Origin of the sequence: Klebsiella sp. TF21-TM (assembly GCF_019753495.1) — a bacterium.
Lineage (GTDB): Bacteria > Pseudomonadota > Gammaproteobacteria > Enterobacterales > Enterobacteriaceae > Klebsiella > Klebsiella quasipneumoniae.
In genome coordinates this window covers 157,203-169,008 of the sequence record NZ_JAIJYL010000012.1, presented here as the reverse complement: position 1 = coordinate 169,008, position 11,806 = coordinate 157,203, and the positions used below count along the sequence as shown (strand labels likewise).

At 57.6% G+C, this 11,806-nt stretch carries 7 protein-coding genes; 5 read left to right on the top strand and 2 right to left on the bottom strand.

All coding sequences use genetic code 11. The features are described 5' to 3' along the window. Positions 1–264 precede the first annotated feature (264 nt). Complete coding sequence (locus K5R89_RS13960; protein ID WP_032454547.1) at positions 265–726, bottom strand: acetyltransferase; 462 nt, start codon at positions 724–726, stop codon at positions 265–267. 156 nt (positions 727–882) lie between these two features. Between K5R89_RS13960 and metA the strand changes: the two genes are divergently transcribed. The 4 genes from metA (at position 883) to aceK (ending at position 6,946) form a co-directional block, all read left to right on the top strand. Continuing rightward, entirely contained in the window at positions 883–1,812 is a 930-nt protein-coding gene (metA, locus tag K5R89_RS13955) for a homoserine O-succinyltransferase (RefSeq protein WP_004206830.1), read from the top strand. A 260-nt stretch (positions 1,813–2,072) separates the two neighbouring features. Then, entirely contained in the window at positions 2,073–3,674 is a 1,602-nt protein-coding gene (aceB, locus tag K5R89_RS13950) for a malate synthase A (protein WP_023291609.1), read from the top strand. Positions 3,675–3,754: 80 nt separating this feature from the next. After that, on the top strand, positions 3,755–5,059 hold the full coding sequence (gene aceA / locus K5R89_RS13945) for an isocitrate lyase (protein ID WP_004206828.1): 1,305 nt from the start codon (positions 3,755–3,757) through the stop codon (positions 5,057–5,059). A 102-nt stretch (positions 5,060–5,161) separates the two neighbouring features. Further along, positions 5,162–6,946: a bifunctional isocitrate dehydrogenase kinase/phosphatase gene (gene aceK / locus K5R89_RS13940; RefSeq protein ID WP_023291610.1), complete on the top strand. Its 1,785-nt coding sequence runs from the start codon at positions 5,162–5,164 to the stop codon at positions 6,944–6,946. Between the two features lie 50 nt (positions 6,947–6,996). On the opposite strand, the gene iclR is transcribed toward aceK, so the two are convergent. Continuing rightward, positions 6,997–7,827: a glyoxylate bypass operon transcriptional repressor IclR gene (iclR, locus tag K5R89_RS13935; protein WP_004206826.1), complete on the bottom strand. Its 831-nt coding sequence runs from the start codon at positions 7,825–7,827 to the stop codon at positions 6,997–6,999. Between the two features lie 194 nt (positions 7,828–8,021). Between iclR and metH the strand changes: the two genes are divergently transcribed. After that, positions 8,022–11,705 (top strand): methionine synthase, encoded by a 3,684-nt coding sequence (gene metH / locus K5R89_RS13930; RefSeq protein ID WP_217259469.1) that lies wholly within the window; start codon positions 8,022–8,024, stop codon positions 11,703–11,705. Positions 11,706–11,806: the final 101 nt, after the last annotated feature.

The window sequence follows — 11,806 nt, the reverse complement described above, 5'->3', positions numbered from 1 at the left end:
CAGAAGTGAAACGCCGTAGCGCCGATGGTAGTGTGGGGTCTCCCCATGTGAGAGTAGGGAACTGCCAGGCATCAAATAAAGCAGAAAGCTCAGTCGAAAGACTGAGCTTTTTGTTTTTGCGTTTAAAAAGAACCCCGTCCCGAAAGGTGCGGGGTTTTTTGCTGTGTGGGGTACGCCTCCCCCGGTGGCGCTGCGCTTACCGGGGCTACGGATCCTCGGCCACCTGCTGGCCGAGGGGACATCAATGCCGCAAAGTTACCGACGTCAATCGTAGTCTGCTTCAGCCTGCTGCTCATGTATCAAATTCAATAACGGATATGGTTGACCCAGATCGTCCGTTTCAGAGCGACCTGTCACTTTGAAACCCATTCTCCGATAAAACCCGACCGCTTGTTCATTCTGCTCATTTACGTTGGTCGTCAGTGTTGGCGTTAACGACAGCGCATGCGCGATCAGCAATCTCCCCACACCGCAGCCGCGGACATCCGGATCGACGAACAGCGCATCCATATGATCTCCGGTCAGCAGCATAAAGGCGATCGGCTGGTCCTCCGTGTTAACCGCCACCCACAGCGGAGCCTCCGGTATAAAGGCACGTACCAGCTCCTCCAGCTCTCTCCGATACGCTTTTGACAGAAAATCGTGCGTGGCGTCGACTGACCGACACCAGATCGCAATCAGTTTATCCCCTTCATCAGGCCGGGAACGGCGGATGCTAATAACCATATTTTCTCCTTTTCTTCATTCTTATATTCTAACTCAATGCGCGCCGTGAAATTTTCTCACCGTGAACATGCAGACTCGACATTCACCCGATTCCTGGTTATCTTCAGCTATCTGGATGTCTAAACGTTTATACGTATGCTATGAGGTAATAGAGTTATGCCAATTCGGGTGCAGGACGAGCTACCAGCCGTCAATTTCTTGCGCAATGAAAACGTCTTTGTGATGACGACAACGCGTGCAACAACTCAGGAAATCCGCCCCCTGAAGGTGTTAATCCTCAACCTGATGCCGAAGAAAATCGAGACGGAGAATCAGTTCCTGCGTCTGCTGTCGAACTCTCCGCTGCAGGTGGACATCCAGTTATTACGTATCGATGCGCGTGAGTCACGTAATACGCCGGCGGAGCATCTGAATAACTTTTACTGCAATTTCGATGAGATCTGCGATCAGAACTTCGACGGCCTGATCGTCACCGGCGCTCCCTTAGGCCTGGTTGAATTTAATGATGTCGCTTACTGGCCGCAGATCAAACAGGTGCTGGAGTGGGCCAAGGATCACGTCACTTCGACGCTGTTCGTCTGTTGGGCGGTTCAGGCCGCGCTGAATATTCTGTACGGCATTCCCAAGCAGACCCGCGCCGAAAAGATTTCTGGCGTTTATGAACACCATATTCTTCATCCACACGCTTTACTGACCCGCGGTTTCGACGACTCTTTCCTGGCCCCACACTCACGCTATGCTGACTTTCCTGCAGGGCTTATCCGGGATTATACCGATCTCGAGATCCTCGCGGAGACGGAAGAGGGCGATGCGTATCTGTTCGCCAGTAAAGATAAGCGTATAGCCTTTGTCACCGGCCACCCCGAGTACGATGCCAATACCCTGGCAAGTGAATATTTCCGCGATGTGGAAGCCGGTTTGAACCCTGAGGTTCCCCACAACTATTTTCCGCAAAACGACCCGCAGAACAAACCGCGCGCCACCTGGCGGAGCCACGGTAATCTGCTGTTCGCTAACTGGCTGAACTATTACGTCTACCAGATTACACCATACGATCTGCGTCATATGAATCCAACGCTGGAGTAATACTCCGCACGAAACGATCCTAAAGCGTTTCAGCACTTTGCCTCTGGCACCTTCGGGTGCCTTTTTTATTTCCGAAATTCACCTCATGGCTGATGATAACTTTAATTTCATTGTTATCAATATGTTAATCTCATTTTAAAATTAAAATGGAAATTGTTTTTGATTTTGAAAATTAATTGAGTAGTCTTAATTGTGCTGAGCGAAAACTGCACAACGATCTTTCGCTCGCTTCCAGCGGATCAACCAAGAGGAGCAGCACAATGACGCAGCAGGCGACAATCACCGATGAACTGGCCTTTAGTCAGCCCTATGGCGAGCAGGAGAAGCAGATCTTGACGCCTGAGGCGGTAGAATTCCTGACGGAACTGGTGAGCCGCTTTACGCCGGCGCGCAATAAACTGCTGGCCGCGCGTCTGCAGCAGCAGCAGGCCATTGACGATGGGCAACTGCCGGATTTTATTTCGGAAACTGCTTCCATTAGAAATGGCGACTGGACCATTCGCGGTATCCCGGCGGATTTGCAGGATCGCCGCGTTGAAATTACCGGCCCCGTCGAGCGCAAGATGGTCATTAACGCGCTGAATGCTAACGTAAAAGTCTTTATGGCGGACTTTGAGGATTCGCTGGCGCCGGACTGGCGTAAAGTCATTGATGGCCAAATCAACCTACGTGATGCCGTGAACGGGACCATCAGCTACACCAATGAGGCTGGCAAAATCTACCAACTGCAGCCCAATCCCGCTGTGCTGGTATGCCGTGTGCGCGGCCTGCACCTGCCGGAAAAGCATGTGACCTGGCGTAATGAGGCCATTCCCGGCAGTCTTTTCGATTTTGCGCTCTATTTCTTTCATAACTACCAGGCGCTGCTGGCGAAAGGAAGTGGTCCCTACTTCTATCTGCCAAAAACCCAGGCCTGGCAGGAGGCGGCATGGTGGAACGATGTCTTCAGCTTTACTGAAGATCGCTTTGACCTGCCGCGCGGCACCATCAAGGCCACGCTGCTGATTGAAACACTGCCGGCGGTGTTCCAGATGGATGAGATCCTGCATGCGCTGCGCGACCATATTGTCGGCCTGAACTGCGGCCGCTGGGACTATATCTTCAGCTATATCAAGACGCTGAAAAACCATCCTGACCGCGTACTGCCGGACCGCCAGGTGGTGACGATGGATAAACCCTTCCTCAGCGCCTACTCACGGCTGTTGATTAAGACCTGCCACAAACGCGGGGCGTTTGCGATGGGTGGAATGGCGGCCTTTATCCCGAGTAAAGAGGCCGAGCGTAACCGTCAGGTGCTGAATAAAGTCACCGCCGACAAAGAGCTGGAGGCGAACAACGGTCACGATGGCACTTGGATCGCCCATCCTGGGCTGGCGGATACCGCCATGGCGGTGTTTAACCGCGTGCTCGGTGACAAGCCGAATCAGCTCTCGGTGACCCGTAGCGAGGACGCGCCAATTACCGCCGAACAGCTGCTGGCCCCCTGCGAGGGCGAGCGCACGGAAGCCGGGATGCGCGCCAACATCCGCGTGGCGGTGCAGTACATCGAAGCCTGGATCTCCGGCAACGGCTGTGTACCGATTTATGGCCTGATGGAAGACGCCGCGACGGCCGAGATCTCGCGCACCTCTATCTGGCAGTGGATCCATCATCAGAAAACCCTGAACGACGGCACGCCGGTCACGAAAGCGCTGTTCCGCCAGTGGCTGGCGGAAGAGCTGATGGTGATTCAGGAGGAGCTGGGGGAGCACCGCTTCAGCCATGGCCGCTTTGACGATGCGGCGCGGCTGATGGAGCAGATCACCACCTCCGACGAACTGATTGATTTTCTGACATTACCGGGCTACCGCCTGCTGGCCTAATCGCCAGATGGTGTTGTTCGCCATTTAGTCCTTCACCAATGACGCCTGGGGAGCCAGGAAATAATATGGAGCATCTGCACATGAAAACCCGTACCCAACAAATCGAAGAATTAAACAAAGAGTGGACGAACCCGCGCTGGGAAGGGATTACCCGCCCGTACAGCGCGGAAGAGGTGGTGAAATTACGCGGCTCGGTGAACCCGGAGTGCACGCTGGCGCAGCTTGGCGCAGCGAAAATGTGGCGTCTGCTGCACGGTGAGGCGAAGAAAGGGTACATCAACAGCCTTGGCGCGCTGACCGGCGGCCAGGCCTTGCAGCAGGCGAAGGCCGGCATCGAAGCCATTTATCTCTCCGGCTGGCAGGTGGCGGCGGATGCTAACCTGGCGTCCAGCATGTACCCGGATCAGTCGCTGTACCCGGCCAACTCGGTACCGGCGGTGGTGGATCGGATCAACAATACCTTCCGCCGCGCCGATCAGATCCAGTGGTCAGCCGGGATTGAGCCGAACGATCCGCGCTTTATCGACTACTTCCTGCCGATCGTGGCGGATGCGGAGGCCGGTTTCGGCGGCGTCCTGAACGCCTTTGAGCTGATGAAATCGATGATTGAAGCCGGTGCAGCGGCTGTTCACTTCGAAGATCAGCTGGCGTCGGTGAAGAAGTGCGGTCATATGGGCGGTAAAGTGCTGGTTCCAACCCAGGAGGCGATACAGAAACTGGTGGCGGCGCGTCTGGCTGCCGACGTGATGGGGGTCCCGACGCTGGTGATCGCCCGTACCGATGCTGACGCTGCTGATTTAATTACCTCAGACTGCGATCCGTACGATCGTGAGTTTATTACCGGAGATCGCACCAGCGAAGGGTTCTTCCGCACCCATGCCGGGATCGAGCAGGCGATCAGCCGCGGGCTGGCCTACGCGCCGTATGCGGACCTGGTGTGGTGTGAAACGTCGAAACCGGATCTCGAGCAGGCGCGTCGCTTTGCCGAAGCCATTCATGCGCGTTTCCCGGGCAAACTGCTGGCCTATAACTGCTCGCCGTCGTTTAACTGGAAGAAAAATCTCGATGATAAAACCATCGCCAGCTTCCAGCAGCAGCTGTCGGACATGGGGTACAAATACCAGTTTATTACTCTCGCCGGGATCCACAGCATGTGGTTCAACATGTTCGACCTCGCCCATGCCTACGCTCAGGGTGAGGGGATGCGCCACTATGTTGAAAAAGTGCAGCAGCCGGAATTCGCCGCCGGGCCGGAAGGCTATACCTTCGTCTCGCATCAGCAGGAGGTGGGCACCGGCTACTTCGACAAGGTCACTACCATTATCCAGGGCGGCGCCTCGTCGGTGACGGCGCTGACCGGCTCGACCGAAGAAGATCAGTTTTGAGCCATGCCCGGTGGCACGACGCTCACCGGGCCTGTGAAGGGATCCAGACCGGATAAGCGAGCGCGCCATCCGGCCTGACGTGGTACCGGATGGGGGAGTTCGATGACGCGTGGTCTGGAATTACTGATTGCCCAAACGATATTGCAGGGATTTGACGCTCAGTATGGGCGTTTTCTCGAAGTGACTTCCGGCGCGCAGCAGCGCTTTGAACAGGCCGACTGGCATGCGGTGCAGCAGGCGATGAAACAGCGGATCCATCTCTATGACCACCATGTGGGTCTGGTGGTGGAGCAGCTGCGCTGCATCACGGAGGGAAAAAGCACGGATGCCGACTTTTTGCTGCGGGTGAAAGCCCACTACACCCGTTTGCTGCCGGATTACCCTCGTTTTGAAATTGCCGAGAGCTTTTTCAATTCGGTCTACTGCCGCCTGTTTGACCACCGCTCGCTGACCCCCGAGCGGCTCTTTATTTTCAGCTCGCAGCCCGAGCGTCCCTTTCGCACCCTTCCGCGCCCGCTGGCGAAAGATTTCTATCCAGAGCGCGGCTGGTCGCACCTGCTGGGTAAAGTGCTGTCCGATCTGCCGCTGCGGCTGCCGTGGCAAAATAAAGCGCGGGATATCGGCTATATCATTGCCAGTCTGCAGGAGGCGCTGGGGGAGGAACCGCTCGCCACCTGTCATCTACAGGTCGCCAATGAGCTGTTCTATCGCAACAAAGCCGCCTGGCTGGTGGGCAAACTGGTGATGCCGATGACCACGCTGCCCTTCTTGCTGCCGATCCATCGCAGCGACGAGGGCGAGCTGTTTGTCGATACCTGCCTGACCACCCATGCCGAAGCGAGCATCGTTTTTGGCTTCGCGCGTTCCTATTTTATGGTTTATGCGCCCCTGCCCGGCGCTCTGGTGGAATGGCTGCGCGAGATCCTGCCGGGTAAAACCACGGCCGAGCTGTATATGGCGATTGGCTGCCAGAAGCACGCCAAAACCGAAAGCTATCGCGAATATCTGCACTACATCGCTCGCTGCGATGAGCAGTTTATCGAGGCGCCGGGCATTCGCGGGATGGTGATGCTGGTGTTTACCCTGCCGGGGTTTGACCGGGTGTTCAAGGTGATCAAAGATCGCTTCGCGCCGCAGAAGGAGATGACCGCCGCCCACGTACGCGCCTGCTATCAGCTGGTAAAGGAGCATGACCGCGTCGGGCGGATGGCGGACACGCAGGAGTTTGAAAATTTCGTGCTGGAGAAACGACAAATCGCGCCAGCGCTGCTGGCGCTGCTGCAGGCGGAAGCGGGGAACAAACTGACCGACCTCGGCGACCGGATTGTCATCAGTCATCTGTATATTGAACGGCGAATGGTGCCGCTCAACCTGTGGCTGGAGCAGGTTAACGGCCAGGCGCTGCGCGATGCGGTAGAAGAGTATGGGAATGCTATCCGCCAGCTGGCCGCCGCCAACATCTTTCCCGGCGATATGCTGTTTAAAAACTTCGGCGTCACCCGCCACGGCCGGGTGGTGTTCTACGACTATGATGAAATCTGCTATATGACGGAGGTGAATTTCCGCCAGATCCCGCCGCCGCGCTATCCCGAGGATGAGCTGGCCAGCGAGCCGTGGTACAGCGTCTCGCCGGGGGATGTGTTTCCGGAGGAGTTCCGCCACTGGCTGTGCGCCGACCCGCGCATTGGGCCGCTGTTTGAGGAGATGCATGCCGACCTGCTGCGTGCCGACTACTGGCGCGAACTGCAGACGCGGATTAAAAACGGTCATGTGGAAGATGTCTATGCTTACCGGCGTAAGCAGCGTTTTAGCGTGCGCTATGGCGCCGACAGTAGGCCGGATAAGGCGTTTACGCCGCCATCCGGCAAGGTGCGCCGATCTGCCTGATGGCGCTACGCTTATCAGGCCTACTTAAAATGCCCCACAGGGGCATTTTTTTATTTAACCCCGCCGTATGCCAGCGTGACCTCTTTCGCGGCCTTAATGACCAGCGCGCCCAGCTCGGTCACCCGATCATCGGTCATGCGTGAGATGGGACCGGAGATGGAGATTGCCGCGAACGGTTCGCGGTGTTCATCATAAATGCAGGCGGCGACGCAGCGCAGGCCGAGCGCGTGCTCCTCGTCATCGAACGAGTAGCCCCGCTTGCGGGTCTGCGCTAAATCTTCCTTCAGATGCAGCGGCGAGACCAGCGTGGCATGCGTATAGGCATGCAGCCCTTTACGGTGCAGCAGGCTGGTCACCTGCTCTTCGCTCAGCTGCGAGAGGAACGCCTTCCCGGCGCCGGAGGCGTGCATCGGCAGTTTTCCGCCGATTGGCGCCGACATACGCATCAGCTGGGTGCACTGCACCTGGTCGATAATGATCGCCTGGTGGTCGCTCTGGTCAAGCACCGCCAGATTCACCGTTTCACCGGAATCCTCCATCAGCTGGCGCAGGATCGGGTGGACAATTGCCAGCAGATTGCGGCTTTGCAGAAAGCTGCTGCCGACCACGAAGGCATGCGCGCCGACGGCCCAGTGGCCCAGCTCGCCGACCTGGCGAACGAAACCCAGCTGCTGCATGGTGGTCAGCAGGCGGTGAGTGGTTGAGTTGGGCAGACCCGCCTGCTGCGCCAGCTCGGTCAGCGCGACGCTGCTGTGGGACTCGGCAATCCATTCGAGCAATTTCAGGCCGCGGGTCAGCGACTGAACCTGACCGCCAGCCTGCTGGGCGGTGGCAGCCGCGGGTTTTCTGCCGCGTTTCGCGGGAACGGGGGTAGTGGCCATCGCGGACTCCTTTTTCTGTATCGTGGAAATGATTTTCGTTTTATTTGGCGATAATGCAATCACAACCGGACTCATCGGAGGAGTGAAGCTGAACATGTCTCATATTGCCCGTTGTTGTCTTTTCCGCTCCGGTGGTTTATGCCAGTATGGTTTGTTGGCTATTTGGCCTGTGTTGAGCGTTGTCGGGAGCAAGTGTGAGCAGCAAAGTTGAGCAACTGCATCAGCAGTTAAAAGAACGTATTCTGGTTCTGGATGGGGGCATGGGCACCATGATCCAGGGCTACCGTCTGAGTGAGCAGGACTTTCGCGGTGAGCGCTTTGCTGACTGGCCGTGCGACCTGAAAGGCAACAACGACCTGCTGGTGCTCAGCAAGCCCGAGGTGATCCGCGAGATCCACGACGCCTACTTCGCGGCCGGCGCGGATATCATTGAGACCAACACCTTTAACTCGACGACCATTGCGATGGCGGATTACCAGATGGAATCCCTGTCGGCAGAGATCAACTTTGCGGCGGCGAAGCTGGCCCGCGCCAGCGCCGACGCCTGGACGGCCCGCACGCCGGAAAAACCGCGCTACGTCGCGGGCGTGCTTGGCCCAACCAACCGCACCGCCTCTATTTCGCCTGATGTGAACGATCCGGCGTTCCGCAATATTACCTTTGACCAGCTGGTGGCTGCCTATCGCGAATCCACCCGAGCGCTGGTGGAAGGCGGCGTGGATCTGATCCTGATTGAAACGGTATTTGACACCCTGAACGCCAAAGCGGCCATCTATGCGGTGAAAGAGGAGCTGGAGGCGCTGGGCGTTGACCTGCCGCTGATGATCTCCGGGACCATTACCGATGCCTCCGGCCGCACGCTGTCCGGGCAGACCACCGAAGCTTTCTATAACTCGCTGCGTCACGCCGAAGCCTTATCGTTTGGTCTGAACTGCGCCCTCGGGCCGGACGAACTGCGCCAGTACGTCCAGGAGCTGTCGCGTATCGCTGAGTGCTACGTTACCGCGCACCCGAACGCTGGCCTGCCCAATGCCTTCGGCGAATACGATCTGGATGCCGATACCATGGCGGCGCAGATCCGCGAATGGGCGGAAGCCGGTTTCCTCAATATCGTCGGCGGCTGCTGCGGCACCACGCCGGAACATATCGCCGCCATGAGCCGCGCGGTGGCCGGCCTGCCGCCGCGCCAGCTGCCGGAGATCCCCGTCGCCTGCCGTCTTTCCGGCCTGGAGCCGCTGAATATCGGCGATGACAGCCTGTTTGTGAACGTCGGCGAACGTACCAACGTTACCGGCTCGGCGAAATTTAAACGCTTAATCAAAGAAGAGAAGTACAGCGAAGCGCTGGACGTGGCGCGTCAGCAGGTGGAAAGCGGCGCGCAGATCATCGATATCAACATGGACGAGGGGATGCTCGACGCCGAAGCGGCGATGGTGCGCTTCCTCAACCTGATTGCCGGCGAGCCGGACATTGCCCGCGTGCCGATCATGATCGACTCCTCCAAGTGGGAGGTCATTGAAAAGGGCCTGAAATGCATTCAGGGCAAAGGCATCGTTAACTCCATCTCGATGAAAGAGGGCGTCGAACCCTTTATCCACCATGCGAAACTGGTTCGCCGCTACGGCGCCGCGGTGGTGGTGATGGCCTTTGACGAAGTGGGCCAGGCCGATACCCGCGAACGTAAAATTGAGATTTGCCGTCGCGCCTACAAAATCCTCACCGAAGAGGTTGGCTTCCCGCCAGAAGATATTATCTTTGACCCGAATATCTTCGCGGTGGCGACCGGTATCGAAGAACACAATAACTATGCCCAGGACTTTATCGGCGCCTGCGAAGACATCAAACGCGAGCTGCCGCACGCGCTGATCTCCGGCGGCGTCTCCAACGTCTCCTTCTCTTTCCGCGGCAATGACCCGGTACGTGAGGCGATCCACGCGGTATTCCTCTACTACGCCATCCGTAACGGCATGGACATGGGGATCGTCAACGCCGGTCAGCTGGCCATCTATGATGACCTGCCGGGCGAGCTGCGCGACGCGGTGGAGGACGTGATTCTCAACCGCCGCGATGACAGCACCGAAAGATTGCTCGAGCTGGCGGAAAAATATCGCGGCAGTAAAGTTGACGACGGCGCCAATGCCCAGCAGGCGGAATGGCGCAGCTGGGAGGTGAAAAAACGCCTCGAATATTCGCTGGTGAAGGGCATTACCGAATTTATTGAACAGGACACCGAAGAAGCGCGTCAGCAGGCCGCTCGCCCGATTGAGGTGATCGAAGGGCCGCTGATGGACGGCATGAACGTGGTCGGCGATCTGTTCGGCGAAGGCAAAATGTTCCTGCCGCAGGTGGTGAAATCCGCCCGCGTCATGAAACAGGCGGTGGCCTACCTGGAGCCGTTTATTGAAGCCAGTAAAGAGCAGGGCTCCAGTAACGGCAAAATGGTGATTGCCACGGTAAAAGGCGACGTTCATGACATCGGCAAAAACATCGTCGGCGTGGTGCTGCAGTGCAATAACTACGAAATAATCGATCTTGGCGTGATGGTCCCGGCGGATAAAATTCTCAAAACCGCCAAAGAGGTGAACGCGGATCTCATCGGCCTTTCCGGGTTGATTACCCCGTCGCTCGACGAAATGGTTAACGTGGCGAAAGAGATGGAGCGCCAGGGCTTTACCATCCCGCTGCTGATCGGCGGCGCGACCACCTCTAAAGCGCATACGGCGGTGAAAATCGAGCAGAACTACAGCGGCCCGACCGTTTACGTACAGAACGCTTCGCGCACCGTCGGGGTGGTGGCTGCGCTGCTCTCGGACACGCAGCGCGATGAGTTTGTCGCCCGTACGCGCAAAGAGTATGAAACCGTGCGTATCCAGCATGGGCGTAAAAAACCGCGCACCCCGCCGGTGACCCTGGCCGCCGCACGGGAAAACGATCTGGCCTTTGACTGGGAGAGCTACACTCCGCCGGTGGCCCATCGCCTGGGGATTCAGGAGGTGGAAGCCAGTATCGAGACGCTACGCAACTACATCGACTGGACGCCGTTCTTTATGACCTGGTCGCTGGCGGGCAAATATCCGCGCATTCTGGAAGATGACGTGGTAGGGGAAGAGGCGCAGCGCCTGTTCAAAGACGCTAACGAGCTGCTGGATAAGCTGAGCGCAGAGAAAACCCTCAACCCGCGCGGCGTGGTGGGCCTGTTCCCGGCCAACCGCGTGGGCGACGATATTGAAATCTATCGCGATGAAACCCGCACCCACGTGCTGACGGTGAGCCATCACCTGCGCCAGCAGACGGAGAAGGTCGGCTTCGCCAACTACTGCCTCGCCGACTTTGTGGCGCCGAAGCTGAGCGGCAAAGCGGACTACATCGGCGCCTTCGCCGTCACCGGCGGCCTGGAAGAGGACGCGCTGGCGGAAGCCTATGAAGCGCAGCATGATGACTATAACAAGATCATGATCAAGGCCATCGCCGATCGTCTGGCGGAAGCCTTCGCCGAGTATCTGCACGAGAAAGTGCGCAAGGTCTACTGGGGGTATGCGGCCAATGAGAACCTCAGCAATGAGGAGCTTATTCGCGAGAATTACCAGGGGATCCGTCCGGCGCCGGGGTATCCGGCCTGTCCGGAGCACACCGAAAAAGGCACCATCTGGCAGCTGCTGGACGTCGAAGCCCATACCGGCATGAAGCTTACCGAATCGTTCGCCATGTGGCCGGGGGCATCGGTTTCCGGCTGGTACTTCAGCCATCCGGACAGCAAATACTTCGCCGTGGCGCAGATCCAGCGCGACCAGGTCGAAGACTACGCGCTGCGTAAAGGGATGACCCCGGCGGAAGTCGAGCGCTGGTTAGCCCCTAATCTGGGCTATGATGCGGACTAGTCGTCATCTTTCCTTACAACAAACAAGGCGCTCTGTGAGCGCCTTGTCTCTTTATTGAGGTTAACCCCTTATACTGAGATAGGTTCCAGAACGTCGGAACA